Origin of the sequence: Marinobacter koreensis, from assembly GCF_023156285.1 — a bacterium.
In the GTDB taxonomy this organism is placed as follows: Bacteria; Pseudomonadota; Gammaproteobacteria; order Pseudomonadales; family Oleiphilaceae; genus Marinobacter; species Marinobacter koreensis.
The window spans coordinates 347423-363805 of the sequence record NZ_JAKZAJ010000001.1 but is presented as its reverse complement, the minus strand read 5'-3'; the positions used below and the strand labels follow the sequence as shown (position 1 = coordinate 363805).

Here is a 16383-nt window from a genome sequence, read left to right as displayed (position 1 = left end):
GCAAGGGAGTTGACGCCATGGATATCGGGAAACGCAGATGGCGATGGGCGTTCACTTTACTCGCCATTTTGCTTGGCATTGCCAGCCGTGCCTCCGGAGCACCGGAACAATCCCTGGTGGAACGCATCGAAGCCCTGCAGGCGGGCTATCCCGTGCAGGTCCTCGGCGACCCGATCCTTGCCCGGCAAACCTTGCAGCGATTCTATGAGAACCGGGGCTACCGGTTGGCCTGGGTCCGGGAATCCCGCCGGCAAGCGCTGGCGGACGCGATCGAACGCCTGCCCCGGGATGGACTGAATCCGGCAGACTACCACGGCGAACTGCTTCAGGAGCTGGTCCGGCGGCCGGAAGCAACGCTTTCAGAGGAACTGATTGCCGATCGCGACCTTCTGTTTACGGACGCGTTTCTGCTCGCGGGCTCCCATCTCGCTGACGGTAAGGTCAATCCGGAATCCATTCATGCCGAATGGACGCTGACGGGACGCAAAACCGACATTGTTCCGCTTCTGTCCAGAGCGCTGGATACCGGAACCCTGGCACAAACCCTGGACGATCTCCGCCCCCGAAATGCCGACTACCTGAAGCTGGTCCAGGCCCGTGAACGTCTGTCGCGACTGCTCGGTCAGCCCTGGCTGCCCATTCCGGACGGCCCATCCATTCGTCCGGGAGACACAGACACCCGACTGCCCGTCATCCACCAACGCCTGATCGCTCTGGAAGATCTGTCCGCCAGTGCCTCTACCGCCTCCGATCTCTACGATGGGGAATTGGAAGCCGCCCTCCCTGACTTCCAGGCCCGTCACGGCCTGGAACCGGACGGCATCATCGGCCGCCAGACCCTCGACGCACTGAACCGGATGCCGGTTGAACGAATTCGACAGATTGATGCATCACTGGAGCGCTGGCGCTGGCTCCCCCGCTCACTGGGGGATACCTATGTACTCGTGAATATCGCAGGGTTCCGGCTTCAGATGGTGAAGAAAGGCAGAGAGGTACTGCACAGTCGTGTGATTGTGGGCCGCCCCTACCGGCAGACGCCGGTCTTCTCGGACCGGATACGCTACCTCGTGTTCAATCCGACCTGGACCGTACCGCGCAAACTGATGGTTGAGGATCAGCTGCCCGAAATACGCCGCGATCCGGGTTACCTGGACCGGCTGGGCATCGAGGTTTTTGAGGGCTGGGGAGCGGATCGGCGCAAAGTCGATCCCCGATCCGTGGACTGGGCTGCGCTCTCGAAGAATCATTTCCCTTATCAGCTGGTTCAGGGCCCGGGGCCACAGAACGCCCTCGGCCGCATCAAATTCATGTTCCCCAACCGCTACGACGTCTACCTTCATGACACGCCCGGACGATACCTGTTCGGTCGACAGGAACGTACGTTCAGTTCCGGCTGCATTCGCGTGGAGAAACCTTTCGAACTGGCTGACCAACTCCTGGCCAACGGCATGGACTGGAGCAGGCAGAGAATTGACGTGCTCGTGGCGACCGGCGAGACGACCACGGTTGTGCTGCCACTACCGATCCCCATCCATATCCAGTACTGGACCGCCTGGGTCGATGAACAGGGGCGTCTGCAGTTCCGGGACGACATCTATCACCGGGATGGTCGTCTGCTCAATGAGTTGCGGCACTCCGCGTTGGCAGACGGACAGCTTCCCACTCCTGTCGTCGTTTCCCATGCCTCCACAGCCGAAAGGAGGATACACAAAACCCATTGACTAAATTATTTTTAAGAATAAGGTAATATCAAAACAAAATATAAAGCGGAGGCGATCATCATGAACTCCTTTCTCCACGTGACATTGGCGGCCGTGCTTGCAATGGCCGCAACCAGTGCCTCAGCCGCCGAAAGCGGCAATCCGGACCGGGGCGCAACCCTGGCAACTCAGGGCGACGGCAGCGGGGCTCCCTGTACGGCCTGTCACGGGGCCGATGGCGCCGGCAACAACGCCGGTGGTTTTCCCCGTCTGGCGGGGCTGGACGCCGACTATCTGTTCAAACAGATGGTGGACATGAATGCAGGAAAACGGACCAGCCCTGTCATGCAGCCCAACATCGACAACTTTGACGAACAGCAACTCAGAGATCTGGCCGCGTACTACGCCGGCATGCCAGTTCCGAAAACATCGACAGCAACCTCGGTAGATGCGTCGGTGATGGCCATGGGCAGCAAACTCGTCAATGAAGGCGACTGGGACAACTACGTGCCGCCCTGCTCCACCTGCCACGGCCCGGGTAATCATGGCGTCGGCCACGTGTTCCCTGCCATCGCGGGCCAACACCCCAACTACATCCGCTCCCAGCTCCAGGCCTGGCAGAACAACCAGCGAAATAACGATCCGAATCAGCTGATGACGGCCATCGCCGAGCGGCTGAGCCAGGAGCAGATTGACGCTGTCGCCGCCTATCTGGGCAGCCAGAACGCCACGAACCCGTAAAAGGAGGCCGAGCCATGACACTGAAACAGACTCTTTCCCTGCTCGCCGGCCTGATCGTCGCAAGCCCGGTTGCACTGGCTGAACCGGAGGTGCCGGTCAACCTTCCCAAATTCAAGGAAGGACAGTACGTCCATCACGCGCCCACCGTGGAGGATCTGAAAAACGACGACTCCATCAATCCGGAACTGAAAAAGGTCATTCTCAAAGGCCGGGACATGTTCATGAACACCCAGCAGTTCCGGGGCAAGTACGTCTTCAACGACCTGAACTGCAAGTCCTGCCATCTTGGTGAAGGTCGAATGAACTGGTCCGCGCCAATCTGGCCTGCAGCCACGACCCTGCCCGACTACCGGGGCAAGAACCATCACGTCAATTCCCTGGAAGAGCGGATTGCCGGGTGCTTCTCCTTTTCCATGAACGGAAAGCCACCGGCCTACGGCAGCGACGATATGCTGGCCATGGTTGCTTATCATCAATGGCTGGCCAAAGGGGCGCCGGTATACGAGAAAAACATTGGCGGACGCGGCTTCAGCCACCTCGGCCGGGAAGCGCCGGAAAAGCTGGATTTCGAGCGCGGCAAAGCCGTCTACCAGGAGAACTGTGCCATCTGTCACGGTGAGAATGGCCAGGGACAGCGAAAGGACGGAGAGGTCGTGTTCCCTCCACTCTGGGGTGACGGCTCCTACAATTGGGGCGCCGGCATGACCCGGGTCTTCACGGCGGCGTCGTTCATCAAGAACAACATGCCACTGGGCAAACCCGGCTCGCTGTCCGATGAGGAAGCCTGGCAGGTAGCCAACTTCATCAATTCCCACGAGCGGCCGCAGGATCCGCGCTACACGGGTGACGTGAAGGAAACCCGCGAGAAGTACATGAACTTCCACAAATACACGAACTATGGAACAGTAGTAAACGGCACGTTGCTGGGCGACCACGACAACACAGGCACCAAGCCTTTCCTCAAACCGGATGTATTGAGGCCCAGAACGTTTGAATAGCGTCCGCGGGAGGTAAGGCACAGGCAAGGAGACACCATGCCACGCTTACTGCCTTTCCTCCCGGCCATACTGGCGTTAGCGGGCTGTCAGTCCCTGGTCCCGGGCGGGAACAGGGACATCCCGGAAGATACGGTCCTCCTGAGTGCCCGGCATTGCCTCAGCGAATACATCCAGGACCTCGAAAAAGTTCAGTTTGGCCCCTGTCTGAAAGTTGTCTCGGTGGATGGCAAGGCGCCAATCGTCAACGACGAGGGTTTCATCGCCCTTCCGGTCGCCACCGACATTCATCTAGAAACCAGCTGCGTCTACCGCCACGCGGACGGCTCCCCGATCCCGGCAACCACCGAAACCGCCTCTTTCCGGATAACGCCCGACACTTTCAAAAAGGGCGGAAGGCGCTGGTACCTTCATGCACAAACACAGGCGCGGGGTGTGGTAGGGTGTGAGCCAACACTGGCACCATCCGTCTATCCGACCTATAAGACGAACTGATTCCGTGACCCGCCAACCACTACTGTCAGGACATGACCGAACGCTGCGCCTGGACGACAGCCGCGTACTGGCGTTTTCGGATCTCGGAGAACCCACCGGTTACCCCATCGTTTTCGGTCACGGCATGCCGGGCTCCCGGCTGGAAGGCCAGTTTTTCCACGAGCGCGGCCGGCGCCACGGCTTCCGGATCATCACACCGGATCGCCCCGGCATCGGCGGCTCGGATTACCAGAAACATCGAAACCTGCTGGACTACCCGGATGATATCCGGCAATTAGTCGATGCACTGGGCATTGACCGTTTCATCCACGTCGGATGGTCCAGCGGAGGCTCCCGTACCATCGCCTGCGCTTATGCACTGGCCGACCGCATGGATCTGGGGGTTTGCCTGTCCGGTTACACCAATTTCAGCGAATTCCCGGGCCGCCACAGCTTTCTCGAGGGTACACGCTGGCCCGGTCCAAAGCTGGCTCGCCTGAGCCCCGCGCTGGTCCGGCTGGCAGTGAGAATCGTCGTGCGTCTGTCACGGCACCATCCGGGCCTCTACATGCGCGAGGCCGAAAGCCTCGTCAGCGAGGAAGATCGCCGCCTGCTGCACCATTTCCTGAAGGGGGAAACCTTTCGGAAAGACCAGCTGGTCTGCCTGGAGAGCGGAGGCACGGCGATCGCTACAGACCTGCTGACCGAACTGGAGGACTGGGGCTTTCGCCTGGCCAGCGTACAGGTCCCCATTCTGATCTATCAGGGCGAGAACGATCCCTTTGTGCCGGTGGATTATGCCCGCCACCTCGCGGAGAATCTGCCCTCGGGCGACCTGACCCTGATGCCGGATGCCGGCCACCTGTATCCCCTGTCCGGTGAATTTCAGGACCAGTTGTTCGAGCGACTGGCGGACTACCTGATCAATGACAAAGAACGACGGAACACCGCAACATGACCAACAAAGTGGCGATTCATTACTGCACCGGATGCCGGTGGCTTCTGCGCTCAGCCTGGATGGCCCAGGAACTGCTGACCACGTTCGAAGGTGACATCTCGGAGCTGAGCCTTCACCCGGGCAGCGGGGGCATTTTCGAAGTCTGGGTGAACGATCAACGCGTCTGGTCCCGCAAGGAGGACGGAGGCTTTCCTGAAATCACGCAACTCAAGCAGCGAGTCCGGGACCAGATCGATCCCGAGAAATCGCTGGGGCACTCGGACCGGAAAGCGTAGCGAGCCCCCGGAGCTCACTGGGAACCTCAGACCGTCACTCAGCCGGGGCGCCTTCTCCGAAAAACCGCTGCATCTCTGCGACAACCTCGTCCGGCGCCTCTTCCGGAAGGAAATGACCGCAATCGAGAGCCCGGCCTTGAACCGAGCGGGCGTACCCCCGCCATACCGACAGCACATCATAGGTTCTGTTCACGAACCCCTTGCTGCCCCAGAGTACCTGCAGTGGACAACGGATCAGCCGCCCGGCCTTTCGATCTTCCCGGTCGTGTACGAGATCAATCGTAGCGGCGGCCCGGTAATCCTCGCAGCTGGCGTGAATGGTTTCGAAGTGCGAGAAACAGCGGACGTAATCGGCCACTGTCTCGGGATCGAACTCGGCCCCTGGTGCGGACCAGCGCCGGAGCTTTTCACGCAGGTAATAGTCCGGATCCTGGCCGATCATGTGCTCCGGCAATCCATCCGGCTGAATCAGGAAAAACCAGTGGTAATATCCGGTCGCGAAAGCCTGATCCGTGTGCTCGAACATGTGCAGGGTGGGCGCAATATCCATCACACTGGCCCGCTCGACGAGATCCGGGAAGTCCAGGCAAAGGCGATGAGTCACGCGGGCCCCGCGATCGTGACCGGCCACGCCAAAACGCTCATAGCCAAACGTGCGCATGACCGCCACCATGTCCGCGGCCATCCGCCGCTTGCTGTAGGTGATATGCGCCGGATCGGAATCCGGTTTGCTGCTGTCACCGTATCCCCGCAGGTCCGGACAGATCACATGGAAGTCCCCGGCGAGCGCGGGGGCAACCCGATGCCACATCCGGTGATTTTCCGGGTAACCATGCAGCAGGAGCAGCGGCCGTCCCGTTCCGGCATGAGCCACATTGATACGGACATCGCCGCTTTCGATCTGTCGGTATTCGAATTGCCCCCAAACACCCATGGCCGCCTCCATTCTGTACGATTTTGATGTCAACGTTATCGCGCAGATCAATGCCAGAGCACCATACGACCAATCGGGAACGCCACTGAACTGCTATGCTCAGAACAGCCACCAACAGGAGCCGGAATGTCCGCTGACTTCAGTATTGTCTGGCTGGGATCCCTTGCCAGTCTGTTTGCCGGCCTCGCCACAGGCATCGGCGCACTTGCCGTGTTCGTGATACGGACGCTGACCCACAAACTGCAGGACGGCATGCTGGCGGCGGCCGCCGGCGTCATGCTGGCCGCCTCGTTTTTCTCACTGATACAACCTGGCCTGGACTACGGGGAGATGCTCACCGGCCACACCTGGATCGCGGCCATCATCGTTATTATCGGCCTTCTTTCCGGTGCCGGCGCGCTCTATTACATCCACCAGCGACTGCCGCACGAGCACTTTGAGCTTGGTCCGGAAGGGCCGGATGCGTCCCACATCCGCCGTATCTGGCTGTTTGTCATTGCCATCACCCTGCACAATTTCCCGGAAGGCATGGCCGTGGGCGTCGGCTTTGCCGGAGGTGACGTTCACAACGGCTATATGCTCGCCACGGGCATTGGCCTGCAAAACATTCCCGAGGGTCTGGCCGTTGCATTTTCCCTGCTGGCGATTGATTACTCCCGGATCCGGGCCTTCACCATCGCGCTGCTGTCGGGGCTGGCGGAGCCCATCGGTGGGGTGTTCGGCGCCACTCTGGTGTGGCTGGCCGAACCGGTCATGCCCTGGACCCTCGGTTTTGCGGCAGGCGCCATGCTGTTCATCATCAGCAACGAAATCATTCCCGAAACACACCACCGGGAATGGAAAACCATGTCGACGTTTTCCCTGATGGGTGGATTCGCAGTGATGATGTTCCTGGACGCCACCCTTGGCTGAGCAGAAACTCAGGCGACGGAAGCCAGGCTCCAGACACTGGACAACACCTCAATGGCTTCCGCGATCACCGGCTCGTCCTGCCGGTCGCGGTGCCATATAAAGCTCAGGGCACAGGGCAACTGAACGCCTTCGACCACCACCAATCCGCGCTCCTGCCGCTCTGCCATGGCCAGAGCGTCCCGAGCCAGGCTCAGCCCCACCCCGGCGCGCACCAGATCCAGCATGCAGGCCTCCTGATCCACCTGGGCAACGCCGTTGGGTGAGAGGCCCAGCGGGTCCAGCGTTCCCTTCAACAGGCGATGATGGACCGAGTTCTCCGGTGTCGTTATCCAGGGCATGGCCGCCAGCGACGGCCAGTCCGAGGACAGAATCCGACTCCCCCAACCCGGAGGCGCCACGACGTAATAGTGAAACGAAGCCAGCTCCCGATGCACCACTTCCGGTATCTGAGGGCCAGGGCCAATGCCCGGAGGCGCGAGGAAATAGCCCACGTCCAACCGCCCATCACGGACCTGCTCCAATACGCTGCCACTCATGCCCTGCCGCAACTCCGTTTCCAGTTGGGGCGCCCGCTCAACCAACCGGTGCAGGAACGCCCCGAGGCGGATGAACTCCGGGTCCACAATGGTACCGATCCGCAGCCGCCCCCGAACGGTGCTGTGCAGTGCCCGGGCATTCTGGTCAAACGCGGCCATGGCGGCCAGCGCCTTCTCCGCTGAGGGCAACAGTGCCTGACCATCCGGAGTCAGCACCAGCCCCTGGGGCTTGCGCTGGAACAGCTGAAGATCCAGCTCATCCTGTAGCTGCTTGAGTTTCAGGCTGACCGCCGGCTGGGTCAGATGGAGACGTTCAGCCGCCCGGGACACACTGCCTTCCCGGGCGACGGTGACAAAGGCTCGCAGGCTCTGAAGCGGATGCACAATCGGGACTCCTGGATTCGGACCAATATAAAAAAATCTTATATCCAGCTTTTGAAAATCTCAATTGATTCACGCCTCAATCCCGCCTAGCCTGAATGATCAAAGTTTCACCATCGACGAATGGAGACGGCCCGGAAGCGGACATAACCCACTCCTGGAACGATTCCCACGCAGAAAAACAGAGGCAAGCATGACCAACGCGACGATCCAGCATTATATTAATGGCGAAATATCATCCGGCGTTTCCAACCGGAGCCAGGACGTCTACAACCCGGCCACAGGCAAGGTCAGTGGCCAGGTCGCACTCGCGAATCACGCCGACGTTGACGCCGCTGTCGCTTCTGCCGAAGCGGCGTTTCCCGCATGGGCGGACACCCCTCCCATCCGGCGCGCACGGGTCATGTTCAAATTCCTCGAACTGCTCAACAAGCACAAGGATGACCTTGCCCGTGCCATCACCGCCGAGCATGGCAAGGTATTTACCGACGCCCAGGGCGAAGTGGCCCGGGGTATCGACATCGTGGAGTTTGCGTGCGGGATCCCCCAACTGCTCAAGGGAGACTACACCGAGCAGGTCAGCACCGGCATCGACAACTGGACCACTCGCCAGCCTCTGGGCGTCGTTGCTGGTGTTACACCATTCAACTTCCCGGCCATGGTACCCATGTGGATGTTCCCGGTTGCCATTGCCGCCGGTAACACCTTCATCCTGAAGCCCAGCCCACTGGACCCGAGCGCTTCCTTGATGATTGCGGACCTGCTGAAGCAGGCCGGTTTGCCCGATGGCGTGTTCAATGTGGTCCAGGGCGACAAGGACGCCGTCGAAGCACTGATCGAGCACCCTACCGTTCAGGCTCTGAGCTTTGTTGGCTCCACGCCGATTGCCAACCTGCTTTATGAGAAAGGTGCCAAACACGGCAAGCGCATCCAGGCCCTCGGCGGCGCCAAGAACCACATGGTGGTGATGCCCGATGCCGATCTGGACAAAGCGGTAGACGCACTGATCGGCGCCGCCTACGGCAGTGCCGGCGAGCGGTGTATGGCGATCAGTGTCGCCGTTTTGGTGGGTGACGTTGCTGACGAGATTGTGCCGAAACTGGCCGAGCGGGCGAAGGCCCTGAAGGTCAAGAATGGCGAAGAACTGGATGCGGAAATGGGGCCGATCGTTACCGCAGCAGCACACGACCGGATCACCGGCTACATTGAAAAAGGGGTCAGCGAAGGCGCCGATCTCGTCGTCGATGGCCGTGACTTCGACGCCTCCACCACCGGTGAAGGCTGCGAGAACGGTTTCTGGATGGGCGGCACGCTGTTCGACAACGTGACACCGGAAATGACCATCTATAAAGAAGAAATCTTCGGACCGGTTCTTGTTTGTGTACGGGTGCCGGACATCGGCACGGCCATTAAGCTGATCAATGACCACGAGTTCGGCAATGGTGTCAGCTGCTTCACGGAAAGCGGCAACGTCGCCCGCGAGTTCGGACGCCGTATCCAGGTGGGCATGGTCGGCATCAACGTGCCCATTCCGGTCCCGATGGCCTGGCACGGATTTGGTGGCTGGAAGCGTTCCCTGTTCGGGGACACCCATGCCTACGGTGAGGAAGGCGTGAAGTTCTACACGCGTCAGAAATCGATCATGCAGCGTTGGTCCGACTCCATCGATGCCGGCGCAGAGTTTGTGATGCCCACCGCCAAATAACCCTCACAGCGGGAGAACGCCATGTCCGACAACAAAAAGGCACAGGGACACGTGGAACAGTTCGATTACATCATCGTGGGCGCCGGCACCGCCGGCTGCCTGCTCGCCAACCGGCTGAGCGCCGATCCGAACAACCGGGTCCTGCTGATCGAAGCCGGTGGCCGGGACAACTATCACTGGATCCATATTCCGGTGGGTTACCTGTACTGCATCGACAACCCCAGAACGGACTGGCGCTTCCGCACCGAACCGGACCCCGGGCTGAACGGCCGCTCGCTGATTTACCCCCGGGGCAAAACCCTCGGCGGCTGCTCCAGCATCAACGGCATGCTTTACATCCGTGGACAGGCACGGGACTACGATCAATGGGCCCAGATCACGGGTGAAGATGCCTGGACCTGGGACAACTGCCTGCCGGATTTCATGCGCCACGAGGACCACTACCGGCTGGACGCCGGTGGCGATGCCGATCCGGATCACGACAAGTATCACGGCCACGGCGGGGAATGGCGGGTCGAACACCAGCGACTGAAATGGAAAGTACTGGAGGATTTCGCGGAGGCCTGTGTCGAGTCGGGCATCCCACGAACCCGGGATTTCAACCGGGGCGACAACGAGGGTGTCGACTATTTCGAGGTTAACCAGCGCTCCGGCTGGCGCTGGAACGCCTCCAAGGCGTTTCTCCGGGAGTCGGAAAAGCGCTCCAACCTCACGCTCTGGCACTCCACCCATGTGCTCGGCCTGGAAACCGACACCTCCGGGCAGGAACCACGCTGTACCGGGGTGCGCGTCGAGCGTGGCGGTGATGGCGAGCAAATTGCACGGGCAACCCGTGAAGTCATCCTGTCGGCAGGCGCCATCGGATCCCCTCAGCTGCTGCAACTGTCCGGAATCGGCCCGGCGGACCTCCTGAAGGCGCATGACATCCCGGTCGTGCTGGATTTGCCGGGTGTCGGCGAAAACCTCCAGGATCACCTGCAGATCCGTTCGGTCTACAAGATCCAGGGTGCCACCACCCTCAACACCATGGCGAACTCCCTGATTGGCAAGGCCCGCATTGGCCTGGAGTACCTGCTCACCCGGTCAGGACCGATGAGCATGGCGCCGTCTCAGCTGTGCCTGTTCACGCGCAGTTCCGAGGAGTATGAGCACGCCAACATCGAATACCACGTTCAGCCGCTCAGCCTGGATGCCTTCGGCCAGCCCCTGCATCCGTTCCCGGCGATCACCGCCAGCGTCTGCAACCTGAACCCGACCAGCCGGGGCACCGTTCGCATCCGTAGTGCTGATCCCAAGGAGGCGCCGGCGATTGCTCCCAATTACCTGAGTACCCCGGAAGACCGGAAGGTGGCGGCAGACTCCCTCCGGGTCACCCGCCGGATTGCGTCACAACCCGCGTTCTCGAAATACCAGCCGGAAGAATACAAACCCGGCGTCCAGTACCAGACGGACGAAGAGCTGACCAAGCTCGCCGGCGACATTGGCACGACCATTTTCCACCCGGTGGGCACCACAAGAATGGGCCGGGCCGACGACACCATGGCGGTGGTGGACCCACACCTGCGGGTACGGGGCATGGCAGGGCTGCGCGTCGTAGATGCGGGCATCATGCCCACGATCACCAGCGGTAACACCAACTCCCCCACCCTGATGATTGCGGAGAAAGCCGCCCGCTGGATACTGGCAAACGACTAGGTCTGTGAAGTAGTTGCCTTTTAAAGGTTTTTCGGGAACGACGGGCTGATAAACTTGGCAGCCCGTTGCGCGACAAAGGACCGACCCGACATGACACTCGCTACCTGGCTGACCGTTGTGACCATTTGCATTCTCGGTGCCATGTCACCCGGCCCGTCTCTGGCGCTGGTCCTCAAGCAGACCCTGAGCGGAGGACGTCGCAATGGCGTCACCACGGCTTTGTCCCACGGGCTCGGAGTGGGTATCTATGCCTTCCTGAGCATTCTCGGCCTGGCCGCCATCATCACCGCATCGCCCACCGCGTTCGGCATTCTGCAATGGGGCGGAGCCCTGTATCTGGCCTGGCTGGGTGTGAAGGGACTGACTGCCCGGTCACAGGCGGACAGTGAACTGCCTGACGCACCAACCACCAAGAGCGCGGCAAGGGACGGGTTCCTGATTGCCTTCTTCAACCCGAAAATCGCGGTGTTCTTCCTGGCCCTGTTCAGCCAGGTGGTGGGAACCGATACCAGTCTGCTCGCCAAGTTCGGCTATGCTGCCACAGCCCTGGTCATCGACACCAGCTGGTACCTGATTGTCGCCTGGCTGTTCTCCAATCCGAAATGGCTCGCCGCCCTCAAACGCCGCGCGGTCTGGTTCGAGAGAATCTTCGGAGCGGTCCTTCTTGGCCTTGCCGGTCGCCTTGTCCTCGGTATTCTGAACGGCAAATAGTCCTTAGCCGGCAAGGGCGACGATGTCCGGATATTCCCGGGTCCAGCTGCCCTGTGGCTCCTCTCCGTCAGACAGCGCACAGGCTTCATTCACCATAGCGGTCGCCACGGTTTCGGCCTTGATCGCGCGATATTTGTCCAATGGGCCAAGCAACACCCGGTTGATAAGCGGCATCGCCATCTGACCGAGCTCCTCACCCTTTCGGTGCTCCTGTCGGTCGCCGAGCAGCAGACTGGGATGATAGATCGACAGGTAGGGATAACCCAGTTCCCGAACAGCATCCTCCAGCTCCCCTTTCACCCGATTATAGAAAATCGTGGACGAGGATGACGCACCAATGGCCGACATCAGGATCAGTGCCCGGGCGCCCTGCTCCCGGGCGAGTCGGGCTGCGGCCAATGGATAACCGTAATCCACCTCCCGGAACCTGGCCTGGGATCCGGCGGTCCGGATGGTGGTGCCCAGACAGCAGATGAGGGCGTCCACCGCAAAAAGATCCGCGTGACTGTCCAGCGAATCGAAATCGACCTGATGCTGAATGAGCCTGGGATGCTCCAGTTCAAGAGGACGGCGAACCAGCACCGTCACCGACTCGATTTCTTCTCGGGCAAGCAGCCCCTGAACCACCAGGTGGCCGGTCAAACCGGTTGCTCCCAAAACCATCGCCTTCATGATTCAGAATCCTTTTGTCGCTTCAATGCAATGTCAGGGGCCGTCGAGCGTCCGGACGTACGCGCCCTGCTATCAGGCTAACATTCAGGCCCCGTTAAAGCTCATCCGACGCCACCAGGGTGATCAAAATTTATCCAGATCGAAGTTCTTTGACTATGATCAAGAAACACCGATCCAAACACCGCTCTCCCGGGAGCCAGGAGGTCGAGGATCATGGTCGAACGCTTACGTTACCCTGGAGGTCTTCGCCTCCTGCTCACCCCGAACCGTTCCCTGAGCTGGCGCGGAAATGTTCGGATCTGGCTTTTGCTGGCTCTGGTCTCCGGGATCATCGCCGGTGGTTGGGCTCTGGCTGGCGTCTGGTTCATACTGCCCTTTGCCGGACTGGAATTGATGGGCGTCGCCGCTGGCATCTACGTTACCTCCCGAAACTGCCAGCGCAAAGAGGTGGTGACTATTGAGGGAGACACGATTCACATAGAATCCGGCCTGAACCGCAAGGAACATGACTGGATCCTGCCGGTCCGCAATACACGCCTGGAATCCTTCCCCCCCAACACACCTTTCGACTGCCACAGAGTCCGTCTGGCCAACAGGCAACAACAGATCCCACTGGGCGATTTTCTCAACAACGCCGACACCGATGCCCTGGTGCATGCACTGAAAGCCAGGGGCATCAATATTCTCCAGACGGAACAACAACCAACCGTCGGCATCTGGTTCTGATCACATCACGAGCCCCGGCAGACTACTGATACTGGGCGACAATGCGGTCAAGTTCGCCAGCGCTTCGGGCCTCATCCAGCGCCCTCTGCAGGTCGGTGACAACCGCCGGATCCGTTTCCTTACTCATGGCCAGGTACATAGGGGTTTCCCGGAACACCAGAACCGGCCGCAGCCCCTCGATATCATATTCGTCTTTGGCAACCAGCGGCCCCACCAGTCCATCGGTTACCCAGAGATCCACTTCCCCGAGTACCAGGCGCCGGGGATTGACGTCGCCGGATACGCTCATCACCACGTTGTACCCGTGATCGGCCAGGTACTCCGACATGACATCGCCCTTGTACCCGCCAATGCGCAGGTCTTTCGCATCTTCCAGTGACGACAGTTTTATATTGGAATCCGGCGCCGCAAAGAGCGTCCATTTTATCGAGGCCAGCGGGCCGACCCACTGGAACAGGTCTTCCCGTTCATCCGTCCGTGCGGTACAGAACAGGCCGTGATTCTTACGACCCTGAACCCAGTCATAGGCGTAACTCCAGGCCCGCATTTTCATGACGTAGTCATAGTCCACCCGGGAGAGCATGGCTTTCACCATATCCGTACAGATACCGGAGATGTCGTCCTCGTTGTGGGCATAGGACTTGCCGTTGGTGGCGGTGTTGTAAGGCGGATAGTTTTCTGTGTAGATGTGCAGTTTGCCGCCGGCACTGGCCGATGAACTGCCCATGGCCAGGGCCACCAGCCCCATGACCGCCAACAAGGTGCGGCGTGACCGGCTACCAAAAATGAAGGTCGAAATGCGCATTCGATGTGTTCCTCCGCAGAGTGGATCAGGCCTGACCGGCACAAGGATTTGTCACCTTTTGCCAATCAATATGGTCGTTTATGCCAATCGAAACGGTATGATCCCGCGTTCAGATCACAAAGTCAGTGACAAAAAGTATCTCCGGCCCTCACTGGTCGAAATCCGGCACCATTGGTCCGCATCCACAATCACGACAATGTGTTGCATTCCGTCCAAAGGGGTGAAAAGGTAAAGCGCGTTACGCCACAAGAATAAATCACGAGGATGAACGATGGATTTCGTAAGGACACCGGAAAAGCGCTTCGAGCGTCTGCTCGACTATCCCTTCGCCCCGAACTACCTCAACATTGGCGAGATGCGCATGCACTACGTGGACGAGGGCCCTGAAACCGCCAGCCCCGTCCTCATGATGCACGGCGAGCCGTCCTGGTCGTACCTGTACCGACACATGATCCCGGTGTGTGCAGCTGCTGGCCACCGGGTGATTGCTCCGGACCTGATCGGCTTCGGCAAATCCGACAAGCCGACCCGAATCGAGGATTATTCCTACCAGGCGCACATGGACTGGATGCAGGCGTTCATTGACGGCCTCGAACTCGACAACATCACCCTCGTCTGCCAGGACTGGGGATCGCTGCTCGGGCTCCGCCTGGCGGCGGAAAACCCCGATCGTTTCCGGGCCATCGTGGTGGGCAACGGCATGCTTCCCACTGGTGACCAGAGGGTTCCGAAAGCCTTCCGGATCTGGCGTGCGTTTGCCCTGCACAGCCCCTGGTTCCCGATTGCCCGCATCATCAATACAGGATCGTTCCGGACCCTCGGACCCGATGAGCGACGGGCCTACGATGCGCCTTTCCCCAACAAATCGTTCAAGGCCGGCGCCAGGGCGTTCCCGGCGCTGGTTCCCATGTCACCGAATGACCCCGCCAGCGAACCTAATCGAAAGGCCTGGAAAGTGCTGGAGCAATGGCAAAAGCCATTCCTGACCACCTTCAGCAATGGCGATCCGATAACTCGTGGCGGCGATCACTATATGCAGCAGCGGATTCCGGGGGCCGCCAATCAGCCGCATATCACGCTGACGGGCGGACACTTCCTGCAGGAAGACTCCCCGGTCGACTTTGCCAATGCGATTAACGACTTGCTCAAGCGGATGGATACCGCTTAAGACGCACGGGCAGCCTTTGGCCTGGCCGTCACCAGACCGACCCCGGTGATGGCCACCAGCCCCCCAAGAATAGCAACCGGGCCAAGCCGCTCATCGAAAAGAAGGAAGGCCTCAAGCGCGGTCACCGGGGGCACCAGATAGAACAGGCTCGCCACCTGGGAGGCCGCTCCCCGGCGAATCAGCCACATCAGGATCAGAATGGCGCTGACCGACAGACCGAAGACCAGCCAGCCAAGGGCCAGCTGGAATTGGAGCGTCCACTGCACGTCGCGGGTTTCCAGCGTGAAGGCCCCGATACCGAACACCGTCGCCGCGGCGGCATACTGGATCATCGTTCCGGCCACCAGATCCACACCGGTTCCGAAGCGTTTCTGGTAGACAGTGCCCAGAGAAATACCGACCAGCGCCAGCAGTGCCCATACCAGAGTGAGCGGCGGGATACCGGCATCTGTGGAGGGAGTGCCAAGCTTTTCCACCAGCACCAGCGCCACCCCCAGCAGACCGAGCCCAAGCCCGGCCCACTGCCGGCCGGACACCGGTTCCCGGAGAAAGACCACAGCCGCTAGCGCCGTCACCAGAGGTTGCAGCCCCACGATGAGTGACACCACGCCCGCAGGCATGCCCTGGTCAATGGCGTAAAACACGCCCCCTAGATAAAAGCCGTGCACCAGAACACCGGTCACCGCCAGATGACCGGCACCACGCCAGCCCGGCCATCGGGATTTCATAGCCACCGCCAGGATCCCCAGGGGGATCAGCGTCAGCAACATGCGAATCAGCAGAAGCGTGAAGGGCTCTGCGTAGGGCAGCCCGAATTTCCCGCCAATAAATCCGGTGCTCCACAGCCAGACAAACAGCGCGGGCACGAAGAACGAATAGAAAACCGGTGGCATGGTGGCTGGTCCATCTCTCTGACAGGGGCAAGCCACCAGTGTACAGATTTAACAGGTAGCCAGACAGAAACAGAGCCATCGCCAATGAACGGTACAGTTGCC

17 protein-coding genes are annotated in these 16383 nt (G+C 60.3%); 12 read left to right on the top strand and 5 right to left on the bottom strand.

Annotated elements, in window-relative coordinates; genetic code table 11:
• Positions 1–17: 17 nt before the first annotated feature.
• From MLD04_RS01790 to MLD04_RS01765, 6 genes are read left to right on the top strand one after another with little or no spacing between them, the layout of a single operon-like run.
• Positions 18–1721 (top strand): L,D-transpeptidase family protein, encoded by a 1704-nt coding sequence (locus MLD04_RS01790; protein WP_248154198.1) that lies wholly within the window; start codon positions 18–20, stop codon positions 1719–1721.
• 60 nt (positions 1722–1781) lie between these two features.
• The gene (locus MLD04_RS01785) at positions 1782–2441 is read left to right on the top strand and encodes a c-type cytochrome (protein ID WP_248154196.1); all 660 of its coding nucleotides are present in this window, start codon (positions 1782–1784) and stop codon (positions 2439–2441) included.
• A gap of 14 nt (positions 2442–2455) precedes the next feature.
• Positions 2456–3439 (top strand): c-type cytochrome, encoded by a 984-nt coding sequence (locus tag MLD04_RS01780; protein ID WP_248154194.1) that lies wholly within the window; start codon positions 2456–2458, stop codon positions 3437–3439.
• 36 nt (positions 3440–3475) lie between these two features.
• Positions 3476–3931 carry a hypothetical protein gene (locus MLD04_RS01775; protein WP_248154192.1) on the top strand — a complete coding sequence of 152 codons (456 nt, stop codon included), beginning with the start codon at positions 3476–3478 and terminating at the stop codon, positions 3929–3931.
• Between the two features lie 4 nt (positions 3932–3935).
• Positions 3936–4868 carry an alpha/beta fold hydrolase gene (locus MLD04_RS01770; RefSeq protein ID WP_248154190.1) on the top strand — a complete coding sequence of 311 codons (933 nt, stop codon included), beginning with the start codon at positions 3936–3938 and terminating at the stop codon, positions 4866–4868.
• Positions 4865–5143 (top strand): Rdx family protein, encoded by a 279-nt coding sequence (locus tag MLD04_RS01765; protein WP_248154188.1) that lies wholly within the window; start codon positions 4865–4867, stop codon positions 5141–5143. Before MLD04_RS01770 ends, MLD04_RS01765 begins: the two co-directional genes overlap by 4 nt.
• Before the next feature lie 34 nt (positions 5144–5177).
• Here MLD04_RS01765 and MLD04_RS01760 read toward each other — a convergent pair whose 3' ends face one another.
• Positions 5178–6077 (bottom strand): alpha/beta fold hydrolase, encoded by a 900-nt coding sequence (locus MLD04_RS01760; RefSeq protein WP_248154186.1) that lies wholly within the window; start codon positions 6075–6077, stop codon positions 5178–5180.
• A 126-nt stretch (positions 6078–6203) separates the two neighbouring features.
• Between MLD04_RS01760 and MLD04_RS01755 the strand changes: the two genes are divergently transcribed.
• Complete coding sequence (locus MLD04_RS01755) at positions 6204–6989, top strand: ZIP family metal transporter (RefSeq protein WP_248154184.1); 786 nt, start codon at positions 6204–6206, stop codon at positions 6987–6989.
• Between the two features lie 8 nt (positions 6990–6997).
• Here MLD04_RS01755 and MLD04_RS01750 read toward each other — a convergent pair whose 3' ends face one another.
• Positions 6998–7909 (bottom strand): LysR family transcriptional regulator, encoded by a 912-nt coding sequence (locus tag MLD04_RS01750; protein ID WP_248154182.1) that lies wholly within the window; start codon positions 7907–7909, stop codon positions 6998–7000.
• Positions 7910–8099: 190 nt separating this feature from the next.
• Here MLD04_RS01750 and MLD04_RS01745 point away from each other — a divergent pair, with 190 nt between their 5' ends.
• From MLD04_RS01745 to MLD04_RS01735, 3 genes are all read left to right on the top strand, one after another.
• The gene (locus MLD04_RS01745) at positions 8100–9611 is read left to right on the top strand and encodes a CoA-acylating methylmalonate-semialdehyde dehydrogenase (protein ID WP_248154180.1); all 1512 of its coding nucleotides are present in this window, start codon (positions 8100–8102) and stop codon (positions 9609–9611) included.
• 21 nt (positions 9612–9632) lie between these two features.
• Positions 9633–11306 carry a GMC family oxidoreductase gene (locus MLD04_RS01740; protein ID WP_248154178.1) on the top strand — a complete coding sequence of 558 codons (1674 nt, stop codon included), beginning with the start codon at positions 9633–9635 and terminating at the stop codon, positions 11304–11306.
• Between the two features lie 90 nt (positions 11307–11396).
• Positions 11397–12017: a LysE family translocator gene (locus MLD04_RS01735; RefSeq protein WP_248154176.1), complete on the top strand. Its 621-nt coding sequence runs from the start codon at positions 11397–11399 to the stop codon at positions 12015–12017.
• Positions 12018–12020: 3 nt separating this feature from the next.
• Here MLD04_RS01735 and MLD04_RS01730 read toward each other — a convergent pair whose 3' ends face one another.
• On the bottom strand, positions 12021–12689 hold the full coding sequence (locus MLD04_RS01730) for an oxidoreductase (RefSeq protein WP_248154173.1): 669 nt from the start codon (positions 12687–12689) through the stop codon (positions 12021–12023).
• Between the two features lie 213 nt (positions 12690–12902).
• Between MLD04_RS01730 and MLD04_RS01725 the strand changes: the two genes are divergently transcribed.
• Entirely contained in the window at positions 12903–13415 is a 513-nt protein-coding gene (locus MLD04_RS01725; RefSeq protein WP_248154171.1) for a DUF2244 domain-containing protein, read from the top strand.
• 22 nt (positions 13416–13437) lie between these two features.
• On the opposite strand, the gene MLD04_RS01720 is transcribed toward MLD04_RS01725, so the two are convergent.
• Positions 13438–14220 (bottom strand): substrate-binding periplasmic protein, encoded by a 783-nt coding sequence (locus MLD04_RS01720; RefSeq protein ID WP_248154169.1) that lies wholly within the window; start codon positions 14218–14220, stop codon positions 13438–13440.
• A gap of 271 nt (positions 14221–14491) precedes the next feature.
• On the opposite strand from MLD04_RS01720, the gene MLD04_RS01715 reads away from it, so the two are divergent.
• Positions 14492–15388 carry a haloalkane dehalogenase gene (locus MLD04_RS01715; RefSeq protein ID WP_248154167.1) on the top strand — a complete coding sequence of 299 codons (897 nt, stop codon included), beginning with the start codon at positions 14492–14494 and terminating at the stop codon, positions 15386–15388.
• On the opposite strand, the gene MLD04_RS01710 is transcribed toward MLD04_RS01715, so the two are convergent.
• Positions 15385–16281 (bottom strand): DMT family transporter, encoded by an 897-nt coding sequence (locus MLD04_RS01710; protein ID WP_248154164.1) that lies wholly within the window; start codon positions 16279–16281, stop codon positions 15385–15387. The two genes, MLD04_RS01715 and MLD04_RS01710, sit on opposite strands and share 4 nt — an antisense overlap.
• Positions 16282–16383: the final 102 nt, after the last annotated feature.